The organism is Caulobacter segnis, assembly GCF_029543125.1.
Taxonomy (GTDB): Bacteria; Pseudomonadota; Alphaproteobacteria; order Caulobacterales; family Caulobacteraceae; genus Caulobacter; species Caulobacter segnis_D.
The window spans coordinates 318399-338962 of record NZ_JARQWW010000004.1; the positions used below are offsets into that span (position 1 = coordinate 318399).

At 67.4% G+C, this 20564-nt stretch carries 13 protein-coding genes; 3 read left to right on the forward strand and 10 right to left on the reverse strand.

Annotation, left to right across the window (positions count from 1 at the left end):
• Positions 1–79: 79 nt before the first annotated feature.
• The 3 genes from recA to P7B02_RS14235 all read right to left on the reverse strand — a co-directional run bounded on the left by recA (position 80) and on the right by P7B02_RS14235 (position 4046).
• Positions 80–1153: a recombinase RecA gene (gene recA, locus P7B02_RS14225; RefSeq protein WP_277786999.1), complete on the reverse strand. Its 1074-nt coding sequence runs from the start codon at positions 1151–1153 to the stop codon at positions 80–82.
• Positions 1154–1365: 212 nt separating this feature from the next.
• Entirely contained in the window at positions 1366–2073 is a 708-nt protein-coding gene (locus P7B02_RS14230; RefSeq protein ID WP_277787000.1) for a glutathione S-transferase family protein, read from the reverse strand.
• Between the two features lie 128 nt (positions 2074–2201).
• Positions 2202–4046: a LysR substrate-binding domain-containing protein gene (locus P7B02_RS14235; protein WP_277787001.1), complete on the reverse strand. Its 1845-nt coding sequence runs from the start codon at positions 4044–4046 to the stop codon at positions 2202–2204.
• Between the two features lie 149 nt (positions 4047–4195).
• On the opposite strand from P7B02_RS14235, the gene P7B02_RS14240 reads away from it, so the two are divergent.
• A complete protein-coding gene (locus tag P7B02_RS14240; protein WP_277787002.1) occupies positions 4196–5566 on the forward strand; it encodes a sensor domain-containing phosphodiesterase in 1371 nt (456 codons plus the stop codon).
• A gap of 9 nt (positions 5567–5575) precedes the next feature.
• Here the strand turns inward: P7B02_RS14240 and P7B02_RS14245 are convergent, their stop codons facing one another.
• The 4 genes from P7B02_RS14245 to P7B02_RS14260 all read right to left on the reverse strand — a co-directional run bounded on the left by P7B02_RS14245 (position 5576) and on the right by P7B02_RS14260 (position 13103).
• A complete protein-coding gene (locus P7B02_RS14245; protein ID WP_277787003.1) occupies positions 5576–7396 on the reverse strand; it encodes a DUF885 domain-containing protein in 1821 nt (606 codons plus the stop codon).
• A 26-nt stretch (positions 7397–7422) separates the two neighbouring features.
• Positions 7423–9243 (reverse strand): DUF885 domain-containing protein, encoded by a 1821-nt coding sequence (locus tag P7B02_RS14250; protein WP_431355819.1) that lies wholly within the window; start codon positions 9241–9243, stop codon positions 7423–7425.
• Positions 9244–9439: 196 nt separating this feature from the next.
• Positions 9440–11257 carry a DUF885 domain-containing protein gene (locus tag P7B02_RS14255; protein WP_277787005.1) on the reverse strand — a complete coding sequence of 606 codons (1818 nt, stop codon included), beginning with the start codon at positions 11255–11257 and terminating at the stop codon, positions 9440–9442.
• Between the two features lie 19 nt (positions 11258–11276).
• Positions 11277–13103, reverse strand: a complete 1827-nt coding sequence (locus P7B02_RS14260; RefSeq protein ID WP_277787006.1) for a DUF885 domain-containing protein — start codon at positions 13101–13103, stop codon at positions 11277–11279.
• A gap of 189 nt (positions 13104–13292) precedes the next feature.
• Here P7B02_RS14260 and P7B02_RS14265 point away from each other — a divergent pair, with 189 nt between their 5' ends.
• Positions 13293–15494 carry a TonB-dependent hemoglobin/transferrin/lactoferrin family receptor gene (locus tag P7B02_RS14265; protein WP_277787007.1) on the forward strand — a complete coding sequence of 734 codons (2202 nt, stop codon included), beginning with the start codon at positions 13293–13295 and terminating at the stop codon, positions 15492–15494.
• 11 nt (positions 15495–15505) lie between these two features.
• Positions 15506–16483: a DUF6607 family protein gene (locus tag P7B02_RS14270; RefSeq protein ID WP_277787008.1), complete on the forward strand. Its 978-nt coding sequence runs from the start codon at positions 15506–15508 to the stop codon at positions 16481–16483.
• A 91-nt stretch (positions 16484–16574) separates the two neighbouring features.
• Here P7B02_RS14270 and cckA read toward each other — a convergent pair whose 3' ends face one another.
• From cckA to fliR, 3 genes are read right to left on the reverse strand one after another with little or no spacing between them, the layout of a single operon-like run.
• Positions 16575–18659: a cell cycle histidine kinase CckA gene (cckA, locus tag P7B02_RS14275; RefSeq protein ID WP_277787009.1), complete on the reverse strand. Its 2085-nt coding sequence runs from the start codon at positions 18657–18659 to the stop codon at positions 16575–16577.
• A 60-nt stretch (positions 18660–18719) separates the two neighbouring features.
• Positions 18720–19799, reverse strand: coding sequence for a flagellar biosynthesis protein FlhB (gene flhB, locus P7B02_RS14280; RefSeq protein ID WP_277787010.1), 1080 nt, complete (start codon positions 19797–19799; stop codon positions 18720–18722).
• Positions 19800–19808: 9 nt separating this feature from the next.
• Positions 19809–20564, reverse strand: coding sequence for a flagellar biosynthetic protein FliR (gene fliR / locus P7B02_RS14285; protein ID WP_277787011.1), 756 nt, complete (start codon positions 20562–20564; stop codon positions 19809–19811).

Consider the following 20564-nt stretch of genomic DNA (forward strand, 5'->3'; position numbering starts at 1 on the left):
CGCGCCGGATGGTTGGCGGGGTCGCCGGCGGTGAAAGCCGCCTTGCGAGAGCCTTTGAAGGATCAGCCCTGTCCGGGCCTCAGCCTTCGCTGTCTTCCTGGGCGTCGGGCCCGCCGACCAGCAGCTCTTCCTCGATCTTGGAGGAGGAGGCGCGGACGGCTTTCTCGATGCTGGCGGCGATGTCCGGGTTGTTCTTCAGGAACTCGCGCACATTGTCGCGCCCCTGCCCGATCCGCTGGCTGCTGTAGGAGAACCAGGAGCCGGATTTCTCGACGATCCCGGCCTTGACGCCCAGATCGATGATCTCGCCCAGCTTGGAGATCCCCTCGCCGTACATGATGTCGAACTCGACCTCGCGGAACGGCGGGGCGACCTTGTTCTTGACCACCTTCACGCGGACGTTGTTGCCGATGATCTCGTCACGCACCTTCACCGAGCCGGTGCGGCGGATGTCCAGGCGGACCGAGGCGTAGAACTTCAGGGCGTTGCCGCCCGTGGTCGTCTCGGGCGAGCCGTACATGACGCCGATCTTGTGGCGGATCTGGTTGATGAAGATCACCAGGGTCTTGGCCTTGTTGATCGAGGCGGTGAGCTTGCGCAGGGCCTGGCTCATCAGACGGGCCTGAAGGCCCGGCAGGCTGTCACCCATCTCGCCTTCGATTTCGGCGCGCGGCGTCAGGGCCGCCACCGAGTCGACCACGATCACGTCCACCGCGCCGGAGCGCACCAGGGTGTCGGTGATTTCGAGGGCCTGCTCGCCGGTGTCGGGCTGCGAAACCAGCAACTCGTCCAGGTTCACCTTCAGCTTGTGGGCGTAGGACGGGTCGAGGGCGTGCTCGGCGTCCACGAAGGCGGCGGTGCCGCCGGCCTTCTGGACCTCGGCCACCACGTGCAGGGCCAGGGTCGTCTTGCCCGAGCTTTCCGGACCGTAGATCTCGATGATCCGACCCTTGGGCAGACCACCGATGCCCAGGGCGATGTCGAGGCCGAGAGAGCCGGTCGAAACCGACTCCATCTCCACCTTGCCCTTGTCGCCGAGCTTCATCACCGAGCCCTTGCCGAACGCCCGGTCAATCTGAGCCAGGGCGGCCTCAAGTGCCTTTTGCTTATCGCCTTCTTCGCGTGCCACGAGCCTCAACGCCGCTTGGTTCATTACAGGCGTCCCTTATTCCATGATTCCGCCAACCCGACCGGCCCTGCTGCGATCCCCGCGCCAGCGCCGGCTCTCCATGACTCGAATGTGCATGGTTTGTTCTCTGTTCGCAAGATGTTCTTTTCCGGCGGAACACGCGCTACGACCGAACATGACGTAGGCTGGGAAAGGGGGTGCCCGGCGTCTTAGGGGAGACGCCGGGCTGCCGGCCCCTAGACGAGATCTGAGATCAGACCGGCCTGGGTTCCGGCAAGGCGTTCGGCGATCTCCGGCGACCAGCGCGCGATGAGACCGGCTTCGAATTCATGGTGGGATGTCGACCACGACTGGAGCGACCGCATGCGGTCCATCCAGGCGGCGATCCGGGGATAGTCAGCCAGGCTGAAGCCGATCCAGTCGCCCACGCCCACATAGGTCGCGCCCAGATAGTCGGCGATCGTCACCTCCTGGCCGCACACATAGGGCGAAGCGCCCAGGAAGTGGCGGTCCAGCACGTACAGTTTGCGATGAGCGGCGGCCAAATGACGACGTAGGGCCGCCTGGTGCTCGCCATCGGCGTAGCGGCAGGCCGGGAACATCTGCGGATAGACGAAGCCGTGCAGGAAGTCGCGGGCCAGCGCGTTGCTGAACCAGTCCAGCCGCTCGTTGACGAGCATGCGTGGGTGCAGCGCGTGCGGGTAGGTCTGCGAGCCGGTCAGCTCCGCCAGGTACTTCAGGATCGTCGAGGCCTGGGTCAGGCGCAGGTTGCGGTCCACCAGCAGCGGCAGGGTGCGGTCGGGATTGAGCCCGGCGAAGACGTCCGACAGGTGCGCGCCGTCCCAGATGCTGACGATCTCCTCGTCGAACTTCAGGCGGTGCTCGTGCGCGAACAGCAGCACTGCCCGCGAGTCGGTCGAAAGAGGGTCGTGGTAGAGTTTCATCTTGGCGCCAGTTCGGACGCCGCATGCGCCCAGGTTCCGGGGCCGCTCATCTAGAAGCGCAAGGAACGCCGATCAATCAACAGTCCTGCACAACGGCTATTCAAAATTGAATAGCGACGCTTGCACCCTCAGACCGCCGGGATGGCCGTCAGATCCACGTCGCCTTCGCCGCTGAGCAGGGGCCGCAGACGGCGCATATGGTTGGCCAGGCAATCCATGAAGGCCCGCACGTGCGGCATGCCGCGCAGTTCGCCGCGGGTGACCAGCCATAGCTCCGCGGTCAGTTCGACCACCGGAAAACAGCGAACGAGTCCCGCCTGAGTGCCGGCCAGCGCCGGCAGGACCGACACCCCCAGCCCGCCCGCGACGGCGGTGCAAAGATTGGTCAAGGTGTTGCAGCGCCAGACCACCTGGCCGTTGGGCGCGATCTGATCCAGCCAGCGAAGGCCGGGAAGGTTGGAGATGATCCCCTCCCCGCCGACCAGCAGGTGCCCAGCCATCTCCCCGGCGTTGGCGGGCACGCCATGTTGCGCCGCGTAGACCGGACTGCAATAGACGCCCCAGGCGAGGTCCGGCAGGCGGCGCGCCACCAGGGTCGGATCATCCGGGGTGGACCCGGCGCGCAGGGCGACGTCGGCCTCACCCTTGTTGAGGTCCAGCCGGCGGTCATCGGTGATCAGCTGGACCTGGACGCTGGGATGGGTCCGGTGGAACTCCTGCATGATCGCCGGGATCACCAGATTGGCCATGTTCTCCGGCGCGGTGACGCGGATCACCTGGGTCTGGACGCGAGCGGCCGCGGCGCTGGCGTAGCCGAAGCCCATGACGGCCGCCTCGACCTTCTCGGCGTGAGGCAGCAGTTCGCGGCCGACCTCGCTCAGCTCATAGCCGGAAGGCCTGCGCTCGAAGAGGGCCGCGCCCAGCGCGTCCTCCAGGGTGGCGATGCGGCGGACCACCGTGGGCTGGCTGACGCGGAGCTGCTTGGCCGCGCCGAGGGTCGTGCCGCTGCGCGCCACGGCCACGAAATGGCACAAGTCATTCCAGTCAAAGCGGAATTTGGCGGGATCACCTTCCACCGCCTCGACTGGCGCGGACATCGGCGGCGGCATGACGGCGGCTTCCGCCAGGGCCTCGCGGTCCGGTTCGACGCAGCGCAGGGGCGCCTTCAGCTTCAGACGCATGGCGGCCGGGACATCGTCCGGCGTGAACATGATCGGCAGGGTCTTCAACGCCTCGAACCGGGCGGTGTCGGCCGACGCGTCATCGGTCAGGTCGCTCATCCGCTCGCAGATGGCGGCCATGGCGGTGGCGGCGGTGAAGACGTCGGCGGAGACGCTGCCCATCACCCCTTCAATGCGCTCCACCTTCGGGGCGCTGGTTCCATTGAACACGGCGAACAGCAGGGAGTCATCGTGGGCGTCCGCCGCCACGCCGTAGAGCTGCCCCTGGAGGATCAGGATATGGCCGCGCGTCTCGTGCTGGCCGCCGACGATCCGCAGGGCGAGGCCGTCGCCCTCCCGCCGGATCATCATGTGCTCCTTCACATACATGCCCGGTTGGGTGGAGGACGGGCGGGTGATCCGCCAGATCCCTTCGTAGGACGCGCCCTTGCGCTCGATCTCGCGGCGCGAGGCTTCCTCGATCCCGAACGGCATCTGCGGGAAAAGCGGCATGACCGACGAGCCGCCGCCGATGCTCGGGACCGCCGTGGAGGTCGACGGCGTCTCGACGCCCATCAACGTCGCCAGGCTGTCGAGATCGCGCTCCCAGTCCAGCAGGGTGAACCCCTCCTTGCGGGAGGCCACCAGGCCGGTCAGCAGCATCAGGTTGTGGGCCGAGGGCGCGACCGTTCCGGAGCCCCATCGGCTGACCGCCGACTTGTCGACCCCGAGGTCAGCCGCCAGCCGTCCGCGGCTGAGGCTTAACGCCTTCAGCACGAGGTCGAATTTCGCCGCGAACGATGCCGGATCCATAGTGATCCCTATGCATCAAAAAGCTGGGGTTTTGGCAACGTGCATACGGTTGCACGGTTAACACCCGCGACGTCCTGACGCCGGGCGTGACAACACCTGCTTAACCATACCGGTGCAGGGTCGAAAGGTAGATTCGGACCCTCGCGCGCTTGACCCTGGACCCCTACCGGCTGCTTGGACTGGCCTTCGCCAGCTCCGACCTCCTTCTGGAGCTGGACGACTACGGACGCATCACGTTCGTGGCGGGGGCGGAGCATGAGCTGTTCGGCCATGGCGCGCCGATCACCGGCATGCTGCTGCACGACCTGCTGGCCCCGCCGGAACGGGAGCGGCTGCACCATTTCCTGCTCGCCCTGGCCGACGGCGGACGTCATGGACCGATCGTCCTGGCCCCGGCGCACGACCCGGAAAGCCCGATCAGCCTGTCGGCCCGACGCCTGGCGGAGAACGCGGGCCGCATCTGCTGCGCCTTGACCGCCGCGCCGCCTCTGGCGAAATTCGAGACGGGCCCGGTCAACGTCGCGCCCTATGCCCCACCGCCGGTCGCGGCCGCAACAGCCGTTGCGCAGCCAGCGGTCCAGGCCGTCGAACCCGAACCCGTCGCGCCGCCCCAGCCGGCGGTGATGGCCGACCTGCCGCCCGACATGGCCGTCCCGCCCCCGGTGGAAGCGCCGCCGCCCAGCCCGCCGGAGGTGGTCGAGCCTGTCGCCCAGGCCGCCGCGTCGCAGAACACTCGCGCCATGCATCGCGCCATGGCCCGCGCCGAGGCCCTGGCGGCGGCGGTCAGCCAGCGCCGCTTCAACTTCGCCTTCCAGCCGGTCGTCCGCCTGGCCGATGACACTGTCCACCACCACGAGGTCCTGGCCCGCTTCGACAACGGCGCCGACCCGCTGCAGATGATCCGCACCGCCCAGGCCTTCGACCTGATGGAGGAGCTGGACTACGCGGTGGTCGAGCAGGCCATCCGCCGCCTGGCCTCCGACGTCCCCACCCTGCGCCTGGCGGTGAAGGTGACGGGCCGCACCCTGTGCGACGAAGGCTACGCCTTCCATGTGGAGCGCCTGCTGCGCCGCCACGAGGGCGCGCGCGGCCGGCTGATCTTCGAGCTGACCGAGAGCAACACGATCACCGACATGGTGCTGGCCAACCGTTACGCCCAGGTCCTGCGCGGCATGGGATCGCTGGTCTGCCTGGGCGACTTCGGCGCGGGGGCCGATTCTATGGCCCACCTCCAACGCCTGCAGCTGGATCTGGCCAAGATCGACGGCCGCTATGTGCGCGAACTGACCGGCGGGCGCGAGGAAGCGGCCCTGGTGCGCCACTTGGTGCAGGCCTTCAGCGAGCTTGGCCTGCGCACCGTCGCCGCCATGGTCGAGAACACGGGCGTTGAGGAAGCCGCGCGCTACGCCGGCGTCGATTTCGCCCAGGGCTATCTCTACGGCCGCCCCACGGAGCGCCCGCAGAACCCTCAAATGCGAAGGGCGGCGCCGGTGGCGCCGCCCCTGCTCAGACTGGCCTGAACCGAAGCCTTACGCCTTGGTCCGCGCCACGTAGGCGTCGATCTGCTTTTCCAGCACTGTCAGCGGCATCGGGCCCGACAGCAGGGCCGCGTCGTGGAACTGGCGGATGTCGAACTTCGAACCCAGCTTGGCCTTGGCCCCTTCGCGCAGGCGCGCCCACTGGGTGTGGCCGACCTTGTAGCTGAGCGCCTGGCCCGGCCACACGCAGTAGCGGTCGATCTCGCGCTGGACGCGGCCGTGGGTGTAGCCGGTGGCCCCCACCATGTAGGCGGTGGCCTGATCGCGGGACCAGCGCTTGTGGTGGATGCCAGTATCGACCACCAGGCGGATGGCGCGGAACAGCAGCGACTGCCAGTAGCCCAGCTCGCCGTTCGGATCGCCCTTGTAGACATCCATCTCGTAGGCGAGCTGCTCGGCATAGAGCGCCCAGCCCTCTGAGAATGCCGAGAAGCCGCCCGTGCGGCGGATCAGCGGCACGTCGGCGTTCTCCATCTGCAGACCGATCTGCAGGTGATGCCCCGGGCTGGCCTCGTGATAGGTCAGGGTCGCCAGGCTGAACTTCGGCCAGTCGGCGCTGTCCTTCAGGTTGATGTAGAAGGCGCCGGGGCGCGAGCCGTCCAGGGTCGGGCGCTGGTAGTAGCCGTTGGAGGCGCCGTCCTGGATGTTCACCGGCACGCGGCGCACCTCGACCTTGGTCTTGGGCAGGCGGCCGAACACTTCCGGCAGACGCGGGTCGAGCGCCGCGATCTGGGCGTTCAGGACCTTGATCATCTCTTCCTTGCCGGCGTCGGTGTTCGGATAGAGCTGATCCGGACGCTTGCCGAGTTCGGTCATGCGGTCGGCGACAGAGCCCTGGGTCAGGCCCATGCCCTTCAGCAGCACGTCCATGCGGGCGGTGATCTCGGCCGCCTGGCTGAGGCCCAGCTGGTGGACTTCTTCCGGGGTCATGGTGGTGGTCGTGGCCGCCGCCACGGCGCCGGCGTAGTAGCCCGGGTCCGCCGGCAGGGTCCAGGCGCCGGCCTTGTCGGTGGCCTTGGCGCGCAGGGCCTCGACCGCCGCGATCTGACGGTCGAGCGCCGGCCACACCTGGGCGTCGACCACGCCGGCGACCTGGGCGCCGTAGTCGGCGGTCAGACCGGCGGCCTTGGCGCGGCGGGCGATGGACTTCACCAGAACGGTGTCGGCGGTCGCCTGACCGCGCAGGGCGCGCATCTGGTCCAGGGTGGTGGCGAGGATGAAGTTGGGCGCGATGACGCCCATCGCCGCCTCGGCGTTCATCCGCTCGGTCTCCTGATCGAGGACCGTGGCGAAGCCCTTCACGCGGGCCACATAGGCGTCGGCGTCAGCGGTGTTGGCGATGCCGTGCTGATTGTCGAGGAAGTCGGGCACCGACTGGTAGGCGCCGGAGCGCTGATCCAGGGCGTAGGGCGAATAGCCGCCGTTGCCGCCCTCGCCGAACTTCACGCGCGACAGGGCCATGACCGAGACTTCGTTCTGATAGGCGATGACGTCGTAGTCGATGGCGGCGGAGGGGCTGAGCGCGGCGCGATTGATGGTCTTCAGGTCCACCAGGCGCTGCTTGGCGTCGGCCAGTCGGCGGGCGCGGTCGGCCAGCGAGGCGTCGCCCAGTTCGCTCTTCAGGTGCGCGCGGGCGCCCTTGTCCAGGCCCAGCGAGGTGGCGCGGGTCGGGCTCTTGTCGATGCCGTCGTAGAAGAACTTGTCGAGCAGCGCATGGAGCCGCTGATCCTCAGCGCCCCCCTTGGCTTGCGCGAGCGCCGGCGCGGCGATGGCCGAGGCGGCGGCGGTGGCGAGGAAGGTTCTGCGGTCCATGATGTCCCCCTTGAGTACGCTTGGTCTTACGCGGTCTTCGCCGCGGCGATGTAGTTGTCGATGGCCGTCTCCAGCACGGTCAGCGGCGTGCTGCCGGAAAGAAGGCCGGCGTTGTGGAAGGCCTTCAGGTCGAACTTCGAGCCCAGCGCCTTGCGGGCTTTGTCCCGCGTGCGCAGCCAGACGATCTTGCCGACCATGTAGCTGGACGCCTGGCCCGGCCACACGGCGTAGCGCTCGATTTCGGTGATCCCCCGCGCCTCGGTCCAGCCGAGCACGTCGACGAAGTACTTCACCGCCTGTTCGCGGCTCCAGCGCTTGTGGTGCATGCCACTATCGACGACCATGCGCACGGCGCGGAAAAGCGCGCCCTGAAGCTGGCCCACGTGACCCAGCGGGTCTGATCCGTACATGCCCATCTCGACGGCGAGCTGCTCCGAATAGAGCGCCCAGCCCTCGGAATAGCCGGAGAAGCCGGTGGCCTTGCGGATCAACGGGATGGCGTCGCTCTCGTTGCTGAGGGCGAGCTGCAGGTGATGGCCCGGAATGCTCTCGTGATAGCTCAGCGAGGTCAGGGTGAAGGTCGGCGACTCCGCCGTGTTGCGCAGGTTGATCCAGTAGATGCCCGGGCGCGAGCCATCGAGGGTCGGCGAGTTGTAGTAGCCGCGCGGCGCGCCCGCCTCGATCGCCTTGGGCACGCGGCGTATCTCCACCGGGGCCTTGGGCAGTTGGCCGAAGTACGGGGGCAGCTTGCCCCGGATCTCCTCGACCTTGCCGTTCAGCATGGCCAGCAGTTGCTCCTTGCCCTCATCGGTGTTCGGGTAGTGCTGCTTGGGATCGTCGCCCAGCGCCTTGAGGCGCGCGCCGACCGAGCCCTGGGTCATGCCCTGGCCCTTCAGAAGCACGTCGATCTCGGCCGAGATGCTTTTGACCAGTTCCAGGCCGGTCTGGTGGACATCCTCCGGCGTGATGCCCGAGGTCGTCGCGCCCTTCAGGGACACGGCGTAGTATTCGTCACCCTTGGGAAGACGCCAGCAGCCCGCCTCGTGGACGGCGTTGGCGCGGTTGGCCTTCAGGAACTCGATCTGACGGTTCAGGGCAGGAACAACCTCGCCCTCATAGATCTTCGTCGCGCGGGCCGACCAGTCGCCGGGCAGGTTCTTGGCGGCCGCGCGGCGCACCACCGATTGAACCAGCACCGACTTGTCGGCGCCCTCCCCGGCGATCTGCCCCATGGAGGCCAGGGCGCGGTCGATGGCGAAATCCGGCGGCAGAACGCCCAGGCCAAGGTCGTGACGCGCGATCTCCAGCTCGCCGTCGAGGTTCCGGGCGAAAGCGGACAGGCGCGACAGATACGCTTCGGCGTCGGCGGCGGTGTCGATGGAGTGCTGGGTGTCCAGGAAGTCCGGCGTCTGCTGGTACGAGCCGGTGAGCTGGCTGAGCACATAGGGCTCGCCCGCCGAATCCGCGCCGTAGTCGAACTTGCTGTAGCCGTCGGCGTCCACCGCCAGGGTGAACTCGATGGTGTCGTAGTTCACCGCGTCCATGCCGCTCAGGGCCTTGCGGTCGATGGCGCGCAGGTCGGCCAGTTCGCGCGTGACGCGGGCCTTGCTGCGAGCGCGGGAGGCCAGCGAAATCTCGTTCAGCTTGCCCTTCAGGTCGGCCATCGGCCCCTTGTCGAGACCCAGGCGCGTGGCGAAGCCGGGCGAGTTCTTGAACCGCTCCTGCATGATGCGGTCGAAGAGCGCGTTCATCTTGGCCGCTTCGGCCGAAGACGAAGTCTGGGCCAGGGCCGGTCCGGCCAAGGCGGTCGCGGCGGCGCTGGCCAGAAAGGCGCGACGGTCCATCAGATACTCTCCCCATTTGGTCACGCGGACGGTCGGCTTGCTTAGCAGCAGCCCAGTCCATTTTGATTTCATCGGCGTCACGATCCTCCCCCTCTGGGGGAGGTGTCCCAAAGGGACGAAGGGGGCCTGCTGAGTCAGCAAGCCCCCCTCCACCGCTTCGCAGTTCTCCTCCCCGAAAGGGAGGATTTGACCGCTCTCGTCAGGCCGACTTGGCGCTGGCGATATAGCCGTCGATGGCGTTCTCGAGCACCGTCAGCGGCGTGCCGCCGGCCAGAAGACCGGTGTCGTGGAACTTGCGGTAGTCGAACTTGCCGCCGAGGCTCTTGCGGGCCTTGTCTCGCAGACGCAGCCAGGTGAGCTTGCCCACCATGTAGCTGCAGGCCTGACCCGGCCACACGCAGTACCGTTCGATCTCCGTGACCGCCGTGGCCTCTTCCTGGCCCAGGTGATCGACGAAATACTTCACCGCCTGCTCGCGGCTCCACTTCTTGTAGTGCATGCCGCTGTCCACCACGAGGCGGACGGCGCGGAACAGGGCGGCCTGAAGCTGGCCGACGTGGCCGAACGGGTCGTCCTTGTACATGCCCATCTCCACGGCCAGCTCTTCGGAATAGAGCGCCCAGCCCTCGGAATAGCCCGAGAAGCCGATGGCCTTGCGGATCAGCGGAATGCCCTGGCTCTCGTTGCTGAGCGCCAGCTGCAGGTGGTGGCCCGGAATCCCCTCGTGATAGGTCAGGGTCTTCAGGCCGAACTTCGGGTTCTCGGCGGTGTTGCGCAGGTTGATCCAGTAGATGCCCGGGCGCGAACCATCGAGGGTCGGGATGTTGTAGTAGCCGCCCGGAGCGCCCGCCTCGATCGACTTGGGCACGCGGCGGATCTCCAGCGGCGCCTTGGGCAGCTGGCCGAAGTACGGGGCCAGCTTGACCTCGATCTCCTTCACCAGCTTGTTCAGGTCGTTGATCAGCTCGACCTTCGCCTCGTCGGTGTTGGCGTAGAGCTGGTCAGGACGCTTGGACAGCTGCTGCAGACGCGCGCCAACCGAGCCCTCGGTCATGCCCTGCGACTTGAAGATCGCGTCGATCTCCTTGGAGATGCTGTCCACCAGACGCACGCCGGTGGAGTGGATCTCGTCCGGCGAGATGGTGGCGGTCGTGTAGTTGAGCAGCGAGACGCTGTAGTACTCGCCGCCCTTGGGCAGGCGCCACACGCCGGCGTCATGAACGGCCTTGGGGCGCACTTCCTTCAGGAACGCGATCTGACGGCCGAGGGCCGGCTGGACCTCGCCCTCATAGATTTTAGTGGCGCGGGCCTCCCAGTCGCCGGCGATGTTCTTGGCCTTGGTGCGGCGGACCACCGACTGGACCAGGGACGTGGCGCTGGCCGGCTCGCCATGGATGTTGCCCAGGGTGGTCAGGGCGCGGTCGATGGCGAAGTCCGGCGGAATGACGCCAAGGCCGGCGTCGTGGCGGGCGATCTCGACCTCCCCGTCCAGCACCTTGGCGAAGGCCGACAGACGCGAAAGATAAGCTTCCGCGTCCCCCGCCGTCTCGATGCCGTGCTGGGTGTCCAGGAAGTCCGGGATCTGCTGGTACGAACCGGTCAGCTGGCTGATCACATACGGCGCGCCCGAAGCGCTGTTGCCGTAGTTGAACGCCTTGTTGCCCTTGTCCGAGGTCTCCAGGGTGAAGACCACGGTGTCGTAGTTGATCACGTCCATGCCGGTCAGCTTGGACCGGTCGATGGCCTTGATCTCAGACAGGTAGCGGCTGTTGTCCGCCTTGTCCTTGGCCAGGGCGGCCAGGGAGACCTCGCCCAGCTTGCCCTTCAGCGCCGCCATCGGCCCTTTGTCGAGACCCAGCGAGGTCGCGTACTCGGGATACCGCTGCATGGTCTCGTTCATGACGCGGTCGAAGATGGCGTTCATCTTCGCCGCTTCCGAACCCGCCTGAGCCGCGGCCAGCGTGGGGGCGGCCAACGCGGTGGAAAGCGCCCCCAGCAGAAGTTGTCTACGATCCATGGTCCACCCTCTGGTTTCGTTACGCCGCCTTGGCGGACGCGATGTAGCTGTCGATGACGTTCTCCAGCGTGGTCAGGGGCGTGCCCCCGGCCAGCAGGCCGGCGTCATGGAACTTGCGGATGTCGAACTTGGGCCCGAGGGCGGTCTTGGCCTTCTCGCGCAGGCGCATCCACGTGATCTTGCCGACCATGTAGCTGCAGGCCTGGCCCGGCCAGACACAATAGCGTTCCACCTCGCGGGTGGCCGCGCCTTCCTCATCGCCGATCTGCTCGACATAGTACTTGATGGCCTGTTCGCGGCTCCAGCCCTTGTGGTGCAGGCCGGTGTCGACGACGAGGCGCACGGCCCGGAACAGGGCGTCGTGCAGCATGCCGATCTGACCCATCTTGTCCGTCTCGTACATGCCCATCTCCACCGCCAGCTCCTCGGCGTAGAGACCCCAGCCCTCGGAGTAGCCCGAGAAGCCGATGGCCTTACGGATCAGCGGGATGCCCTGGCTCTCGCCGCTGAGGGCCAGCTGCAGGTGATGGCCCGGAAGGGCTTCGTGATAGGTCAGGGTCGGCAGGGTGAAGCGCGGCTGGGCGGCGGTGTTCACCAGGTTGATCCAGTAGATGCCGGGGCGCGAGTTATCGAGCGGCGGCGAGTTGTATGAGCCGCCCGGCGCGCCGGCCTCGATGGCCGGAGGCACGCGGCGCACTTCCACCGGAGCCTTGGGCAGCTGGCCGAAATAGGCCGGCAGCTTCTTCTCGATGACCTTGATCTGGGCGTTCAGGTCATTGATCAGCTGAACCTTGCCCTCGTCGGTGTTCGGGTAGTGCTGCTTGGGATCGTCGTAGAGCGAGCGGAAACGCTCGCCGACGGTGCCCTTGGTCAGGCCCTGGCTGCGCATCAGCTCATCGGTCTGCGCCGACAGCTTGGCGACCAGGTCAAGGCCCAGCTGGTGGATCTCGTCAGGCGTGAGGGTCGAGGTCGTGTAGCTCTTCAGCGAGGCGGCGTAGATCGCCGGGCCGTTCGGCAGCTTGCCGATGCCCGCGTCGTGGCGCGCCGTCTTGCGCAGGCGCTCCATGTGGGCGATCTGGCGGCCCAAGGCCGGCAGTACGCTGTCGGTATAGATCTTGGCGGCGCGCTGGCCATATTCCGGCGACAGCCCCTTCTCCTTGGTGCGGCGCACGATGGACTCGACCAGGGTCGCCTTCTCCAGCGGCTGGTCGCGCAGGGACTTCATCTGGATCAGCGCCTTGTCGATGACGAAGTCAGGCGGCGTGATGCCCAGCTTCTCGTCATGGACCGCGACCTCCAGCTCCTGATCGAGCGCCTTGCCCAGGGCCGAAAGGCGCGACAGGTACGCCTCCGCGTCGGCCGCGTTCTCGATGGAGTGCATGTTGTCCATGAAGTCCGGCGCCTGCTGGTACAGGCCGCTCAACTGGCTGAGCACATAGACGGAACCCTGGCCGCGCAGGGCGGGGCTGGACTTGGACACCTCGTCGGCCACCGCCAGGGTGAACTCCACGGTGTCATAGTTCACGACATCCATGCCCGTCAGTTTGGCGCGGTCGATGGTGCGCAGGCGGGCCAGGCGTGCGGCGTTCTGGGCCGCGTCTTCACGCTGCGCGCTCGGCGACAGGTCGCTGATGCGACTCTTCAGGGCCGCCATCGGGCCCTTATCCAGGCCCAGGTACGAGGAGTATTCGGGGAAGCGCTCAAGCTGCTCCTTCATGAACGCGTCGAACATGGCGTTCATCTTGGCGGCTTCCGGCGAGGCGGCGGCGGCCATGGCCATACGTGGTGCGACCGCGACGAGGCCGGCGATGGCGGTGAACTGAAGCAGTTGGCGGCGGCTCTGCATGGGCCCGCTCTCCCTATTTTTATCGAGGACGGAAGCGGTACCACTTACCCGTCCGACGTCGAGACCCGAGGTATTAATTCCGCGTAATAAATAACTCGAAGAACACCGTTTCCCCATCATCGCTTTGATATTGATTCTAAGAGTCATTCTCATTAAAGCGGCGCCACAAAGAACGCTCGGGGGACATCCATGCGCATCCATCTGTTTTCCACCACCGCCGCGCTGATCGCGCTGGCGGGCCCGACACTGGCCGAGGAGCAGGTTCAGCTCGCGGCCTCCACGGTCGAGGGCGTCACCGTCCTGGCCACCCGCACCGAAAAGTCGACCGACGAGGTCCCGGCCAAGGTCACGGTGATCGACGCCAAGCAGATCGAGGACAACCTCGTCACCGACATCAAGGACCTGATCCGCTTCGAGCCGGGCGTGTCGGTTCGCAACAGCCCCGCCCGCTTCACCACCGCTCTCGCCGCCACGGGCCGTGACGGCAACAGCGGCTTCAACATCCGGGGCCTGGAGGGCAACCGCGTCCTCATCCAGACCGACGGCGTGCGTCAGCCCGACGCCTATTCGTTCGGCGCCCAGACCGTGGGCCGCGGCGACTATGGCGACCTGGACCTGCTGAAGTCGGTCGAAATCCTGCGCGGCCCGGCCTCGGCCCTTTACGGCTCCGACGGCATGGCCGGCGCGGTCAGCTTCACCACCAAGGACCCGGCCGACCTGATCGCCGAAGGCCGCAATGTCGGCGGCCAAGCCAAGCTGGCCTACTCCTCGGCCGACGACAGCTGGGCCAAGGGCGTCGTCCTGGCCGGCCGCGCCGACCGCTGGTCGGGCATGATCGCCTATACACGCCGCGACGGCAGCGAACAGGAGAACCAGGGGACCAACGAGTCGGCCAACACCGACCGCACCGCCCCCAACCCGCAGGACATCGAATCCAACGCCGTCCTCGCCAAGGTCGTGTTCGATCCGCGCGACGGCCATCGCCTGCGCGCCACCTACGAGTACTTCGACCGCGAAGTGGTCTCGGACGTGCTGAGCTCGATCGCCAAGCCGCCGCTGGCCGCCACCAGCACCCTGCGCATCGACGGCCTGGACACCACCGAACGCAACCGCTTCGGCCTGGACTACCGCTACGAAGCCGACGCCGGCGCGATCCGCCACGCCTTCGTCACGGCCTACTACCAGGACGCCACCACCCGTCAGTTCACCTTCGAGGACCGCAACACCTCGCCGGACCGCACGCGTGACGTGACCTTCGACAACGAGGTTCTGGGCGTGTCCTTCGACCTGCGCAGCGAGTTCAGCCTCGGCGGTCTGTCGCATCGCCTGGTCTATGGCGGCGACGTGTCCAAGACCCGCCAGGAAGGCATCCGCGACGGCACGATCCCCCCGGCCGGCGAGACCTTCCCCGCCCGCGCCTTCCCGAACACCGACTACACCCTGGCCGGCTTCTTCGTGCAGGACGAGATCGAGACCATGGACGGCCGCCTGGTCCTGTACCCGGCCCTGCGTTTCGACTGGTACGAACTGGAGCCCAAGCGCGACGCGCTCTATGGCGCGGCCAACCTGGCGGCCAAGCAGAGCGATGAGCGCGTCTCGCCGAAGTTCGGCGCCACCTTCAAGGCGACCGATACGGTCAGCTTCTTCGTGACCGCCGGCGCGGGCTTCAAGGCCCCCGCCCCGTCGCAGGTGAACAACGCCTTCTCCAACCCGCTGCAGAACTACACCTCGATCCCGAACCCGGACCTGAAGCCGGAGACGAGCGAGAACTACGAGGCAGGCGTCCGCTTCAAAACCGAGCGCTTCTTCGCCGAGGTCACCGCCTTCACCGGCGAGTACAAGGACTTCATCAGCCAGGTGCAGGTGCGCGGCAGCTTCACCGCCGCCGATCCCGCCGTGTACCAGTACGTGAACCTCGGCAAGGTCGAGATCAGCGGGATCGAGGGCCGCTTCCGCGCCAATCTCGGCAAGGGCTTCGGCTTGAACGCCGCCGCCTCCTACGCCGACGGCGAGTCGACCTCCAACGGCGTGAAGGCGCCGCTGGACAGCATCGACCCGGTGAAGGTCGTCACCGGCCTTACCTGGCGCGACGCCCAGAACCGTTTCGGCGGCCAGCTCATCGCCACATACTCGGCCGGCAAGAAGGCCAACGACATCGGCACGGTCTGCACCGGCGGCTGCTTCACGCCGCCGGCCTTCGCGCTTCTCGACGCCACGGCGTTCTGGAACGTGACCGACTACGCCACCCTGCGGGCCGGCGTGTTCAACATCACCGACGAGAAGTACTGGTGGTGGGGCGACGCCCGCGGTCTCGCCAACAGCAGCATCATCCGCGACGCCTACACCCAGCCGGGCCGCAACGCCTCGGTCTCCCTGACCCTGCGCTACTGAGGATAAGGAACATGACGAAGATCAACCTCACCCGCCGCGCGGCCCTGACCCTGGGCTCCCTGAGCGCGGTCGCCGCTCCCGCCCTGCTGCAGGCCGGCCCGGCCGCCGCCCGCGCTTTGCGCGGCGCGGCCTATGAGGCCGACCGCAAGGCCATCCTGACCATGGCGGGCGACTATCACGTGCAGTTCGACTTCCGCGAGACCGTCCCCTTCCTCGACGAGTACAACCCGATCGACCAGAAGATCAGCGGCGGCGACGAGATGGTCCGCGTGATCGAGGACAACGACAAGCGCATCGCCCTGCAGCACACCCTGGTGATGACCATGGACGGCAAGTCCTTCGTCATCAAACACTGGCGCCAGGACTGGACCTACGAGCCGGCGACGGTGCTGGTCTATGCCGGAGATGGCGCCTGGAAGCTGGAGGAGGTGCCGGCCGCCCAGCGCGCCGGCGCCTGGTCGCAGACCGTGTGGCAGACCGACGACTCTCCGCGCTACGGCGGCGTCGGCAAGTGGGCGCACGATCTTGGCGTCTCGCGCTGGACCAGCGGCGACACCTGGCGTCCGCTCGCCCGCCGCGACGCGGTGCGCAAGCCGCCCTACGACCGCTATCTCGGGATCAACCGTCACGCCCTGACGCCCTCGGGCTGGGTGCATGAGCAGGACAACGCCAAGGTCGGACCCAAGAACGGCCAACTGGCGACCTTCGTCCATGAGATCGTCCTGAACACCTACGACAAGGACAAGAAGTTCAACGCCGGCCCGGGCGAGGCCTACTGGGCCGCCACCAACGACTACTGGGCCAATGTCCGCGGCTTCTGGGACGAAGCCGTCGCGCGCGGCAAGGGCGTGAAGGTGCCGGAGGAAGCCAACAACGGCTCGATCACCGGTCCCAAGCTGATGGGCTGGGCCCAGGACATCGCCGACGGCAAGTCCGACACCGCCAAGGCCACGGCCCAGGCCAAGGCCCTGATCGGCAGCCTCGGCTGAGACGAAGGTCCTCCCCCTCTGGGGGAGGTGTCCTGAAAGGACGGAGGGAGCCTGCTGAGTCAGCAAGACCCCTCCCCCGACAGGGAGGATTTTAAGCCGCCTGAAGCTGCTGCTTCACCCGCTCGGCCAGGACCTTGATGTCCAGGGGCTTGGGCAGGAAGGTCACGCCCGTCTCGCCTTCCAGCAAGTCGGAGAATTCCGCCTCGGCGTAGCCGGAGATGAACATCACGGGCGCGGTTCCCAGATAGCCCCTTGCCTTCTTCAGCAGGGTCGGGCCGTCCATTCCCGGCATGATCACGTCGGAGATCAACAGGTCGATGGAGCCGGCGTTCTCCTCCGCCAGAACCAGAGCCTCCTCGCCGTCGGCGGCCTCGATCACCTCGTAGCCCCGGGCGCGGAGCAGTCGGGCGGCGACGCCGCGCACGGCGTCCTCGTCCTCCACGAACAGGATGCGGCCGGCGCCGGACAGGTCGCGGGCGATGGTGCGGGTCTTCACCGGCTCCACGGTCGGCGGGGTGATCACGTCAGGGGCGTGGAACACCGGCAGGAAGATGCGGAAGGCCGCGCCCGAGCCGGCCTTGGACTCCACGTGGATCCAGCCGTCCGATTGCTTGACGATGCCATAGACGGTGGCCAGGCCCAGCCCGGTCCCCTCGCCCACCGGCTTGGTCGTGAAGAACGGGTCGAAGATCTTGCCCATCACCTCGCGCGGAATGCCGGGGCCGTCGTCCGAAACCTCGATCAGGGCCAACTCCGCCGGCGGGCCATTGTAGCCGAGCTTGACCGCCTCGGCGTGACCCAGGCGAGCGGTGCGGATCTTGACCATGCCGCCGCCCTTGGCCGCGCGAACGGCGTCACGGGCGTTCACTGCCAGGTTCATGACCGCGGTCTCAAGCTGGCTCTTGTCGGCGCGGACCTTGGGCAGGTCGCGGCCGTAGTCGGTGACCAGCTTGACGTCTTCGCGCAGCAGGCGGCGCAGCAGCACCTCGAACTCGCTGATCAGCTCGCCCAGGTCCAGGGTCTCGCGCTGGACCGTCTGCTTGCGCGAGAAGGCCAGCAGCTTGCGCACCAGATCGGCGGCCCGCACGCCAGTCTGGCGGATCTCGTTCAGGCCTTCGTAGGACGGGTCGCCCACCGGGTGACGATGCAGCAGTTCGTCCAGGCGAAGCTGGATGGCGGTCAGCAGGTTGTTGAAGTCGTGTGCCACGCCCCCGGCGAGCTGGCCGATAGCCTGCATCTTCTGCGACTGGGCGAGCTGCAGCTCCATCTGCTTCTGCTCGGACACGTCCACCAGATAGGCGGTCAGGCGCGTGCCGATGCGGGCCAGGTACAGGTGGGCGATGCGGGCGGGATCATGGGCGAGGCGCACCTCGACCGGGCCAGCGCGGCCTTCGGCGACGCCGAGCGCGGCGTCCAGGTGGCTGTTCTTGTCGATGAGATCGCCGAAGGTGACTCCCTCCACCGCCTTGCCGCCGGTCATGGCGGCGAGCGCGCCGTTGGCCTCCACGATCTTGGCGCCGAACACGTCCGCGCCTTCCAGCAGGGCGGCGCCGAACGGCGAGGATGCGGCCAGGGTGTCCAGAGCAGCGGGGCCCGCCGGCGCCGGCTCGGCCACGGCGAACAGATTGGCCGCGGGTTGAAGCGGCGCCGCCTCGGCGGGCAGACGCAGCGGCTCGGCCGCCTGCTCCTGCAGGCGGATCAGGAACCGGCCACGCCCGAGGGGCGAAACCGATGCCGGCCGATCGACGCCGTCGACGCGCAGGGTGGCGCTGGCCGCCTCGCCGCGACGCGCCTTGACCAGGGCGGTGAACAGGCCGGACGCGGCGCCGTTGCGCGGCAGGCGGCGGGATTCGCCCAGGCCCGTGCGCCACGCCAGGTTGGCGCTCAGGATGCGGCCGTCGGGCGCGGCGGTGGCGGCGGCTTCCGGCAGGGCCTCGAGGAAGGCTTCGCCGTCGATGTCGGCCACCGGCTGGGCCGAACTGCGGAACGCGACCAGGCCCAGGCAGGCGACGCCGATCAGGCCGGCGAGCAGCAGCAGGCCGGCCAGGGTGGCGGGCCCGGCCTTCATCGCCGGCACGGCGGCGAAACCCACGGCCAGAGCGAAGAACGCCCCGGCCATGATCACCAGGGGATCGAAACGCCGTTTGCGCGGCGCGGCTTCGACCTTCTCAGACATGGGGCCGTTTCCTGAAATCCTGAGCCGAATCAGTCATGTGACAATCAACAGGATACGCCTTTAGAGCGGACGCGCGCGCTGCCCGCTCTTCTTGCCCTTGTTGAGGATGAAGCTGATGATCTTGGCCACCGCCTCAAAGTGCTGCTGCGGGATCTCGTCGTCCACCTCGACGCTGGCGTAGAGCGAGCGGGCCAGGGGCGGATCCTCCACCACCGTGACGCCGTGCTCCTCGGCCACGCCGCGGATTTTCAGGGCCAGCTCGTCCACCCCCTTGGCCACGCAGACCGGCGCCGCCGTCTCGCCCGGCTCGTAGCGGAGGGCCACGGCGTAGTGGGTCGGGTTCATGACCACCACCGTCGCCTTGGGGACGTTCTGCATCATCCGCCGCCGCGACTGCTGCATGCGGATCTGGCGCTGGCGCGCCTTGACGTGTGGATCCCCGTCCGTCTGCTTGTGCTCTTCCTTCACCTCTTCCTTGGACATCCGCATGCGCTGGGCGAAACGGATGCGCTGGAAGAACCAGTCGAAGGCGGCGGTGGCGACCAGCAGGATCAGCACGGCCCAGATCAGCGACTTCAGCAGCTTGATCGCCAACGGCATCATGGCCGAGGGCGACATCCAGGCCAGGTTCTGAAGCTCCGGGATGTGCGGACGGACGGTCACCCAGGCGACCACCGCCGTGACCACCAGCTTGACGAAGGTCTTGGCGAACTGGACCAGACCGTCCGGCCCATAGATCCGCTTGAAGGCCGACAGCGGGTTCAGCTTCTTGAAGTCCGGCTTCAGCTTCTCCGGCGTGAAGAGAATGCCGCTCTGGAACAGATGGCTGCAGGCGCCGGCGAGGGCCGCGACCATGGTCACGGTGGCGATCATGGGCAGGGCGGCGCGGACCGCCTGAAGGCCCACCTCCATGACGCCCGCCTCGTCCATCGGAAACTCGTTCGGATGGGCGACGAAAGGCAGCAGGTCGTTCATCAGCCGCTGGGCGAAGAAGCCGCCCATGGACATCAGCACCGCCACCCCGCCGACCAGAGTGGCCAGCTGCGAGACATCCTGGGATTTCGGGACGTCGCCCTTCTCGCGCGCCTGCGAGAGTTTTCGTGGGGTTGCTTCTTCTGTCTTGTCCTCCGAGTCCGCCATCGCCCGCCCCTAGTTGAAGACGCGGAGCAGGGCGCGATAGCGGTCGGCCCAGACGATGCCGATGATCCCAAGCCCCAGGGCAAGGATCGACAGGCCCATGAGGACGCTGAGCGGCGAGGTGACGAAGAAGATCTGGAACTGCGGCATCACCCGGCTGATCAGGCCGACGGAGACGTTGAGCACCAGGGAGAAGACGATGATCGGCGCCGCCAGCTGAACCCCCAGGGCGAAGGCGTCCGCCACCGTGCGGATCATCAGGGTGACGCCGTCGTTCACGTCCACCGGCTGGGTGAACGGGAACAGGGCGTAGGAACGCACGATCGCGCCCAGGAACAGGTGATGCAGGTCGGTGGTCATGATGATCATGACCCCTAGCAGGCTCAGGAAGCTGCTGAGCGCATTGCCGTTGGCGCCCTGGGCCGGATCCACCGTCTGGGCGAAGGAGAGCGTGGTCTGGATGGCGATGATCTCGCCCGCCACGTTCAGGGCGGCGGTCAGGGCGCGCAGGATGCCGCCGATCATCAGGCCGACCAGAACCTCCTTGATCACCGCGCCGCCCATCTCGCCCACGGTTCCGGGCGGCGAGCCCACATTGCCCGCCACGATGGGCGCGATCAGCAGGGCCATGAGAAAGGCGAAGGACAGGCGGATGCGCGGCGGCACCGCGTCGTCGCCGAAGCCGGGGATCAGCATGACCATCGCCCCCAGCCGGGCGAACACCAGACCGCCGGCCCAGACCTGTGCAGCGGTCGCGTAGTACTCCAC

What these genes read in the sequence shown, in the direction of transcription:
- P7B02_RS14230 (WP_277787000.1), bottom strand. Translation starts at nt 2,073, where the DNA reads ATGAAACTCTACCACGACCCTCTTTCGACCGACTCGCGGGCAGTGCTG.
- P7B02_RS14270 (WP_277787008.1), top strand. Translation starts at nt 15,506, where the DNA reads ATGACGAAGATCAACCTCACCCGCCGCGCGGCCCTGACCCTGGGCTCC.
- P7B02_RS14255 (WP_277787005.1), bottom strand. Translation starts at nt 11,257, where the DNA reads ATGGATCGTAGACAACTTCTGCTGGGGGCGCTTTCCACCGCGTTGGCC.
- P7B02_RS14245 (WP_277787003.1), bottom strand. Translation starts at nt 7,396, where the DNA reads ATGGACCGCAGAACCTTCCTCGCCACCGCCGCCGCCTCGGCCATCGCC.
- P7B02_RS14265 (WP_277787007.1), top strand. Translation starts at nt 13,293, where the DNA reads ATGCGCATCCATCTGTTTTCCACCACCGCCGCGCTGATCGCGCTGGCG.
- cckA (WP_277787009.1), bottom strand. Translation starts at nt 18,659, where the DNA reads ATGTCTGAGAAGGTCGAAGCCGCGCCGCGCAAACGGCGTTTCGATCCC.
- P7B02_RS14260 (WP_277787006.1), bottom strand. Translation starts at nt 13,103, where the DNA reads ATGCAGAGCCGCCGCCAACTGCTTCAGTTCACCGCCATCGCCGGCCTC.
- flhB (WP_277787010.1), bottom strand. Translation starts at nt 19,799, where the DNA reads ATGGCGGACTCGGAGGACAAGACAGAAGAAGCAACCCCACGAAAACTC.
- P7B02_RS14235 (WP_277787001.1), bottom strand. Translation starts at nt 4,046, where the DNA reads ATGGATCCGGCATCGTTCGCGGCGAAATTCGACCTCGTGCTGAAGGCG.
- recA (WP_277786999.1), bottom strand. Translation starts at nt 1,153, where the DNA reads ATGAACCAAGCGGCGTTGAGGCTCGTGGCACGCGAAGAAGGCGATAAG.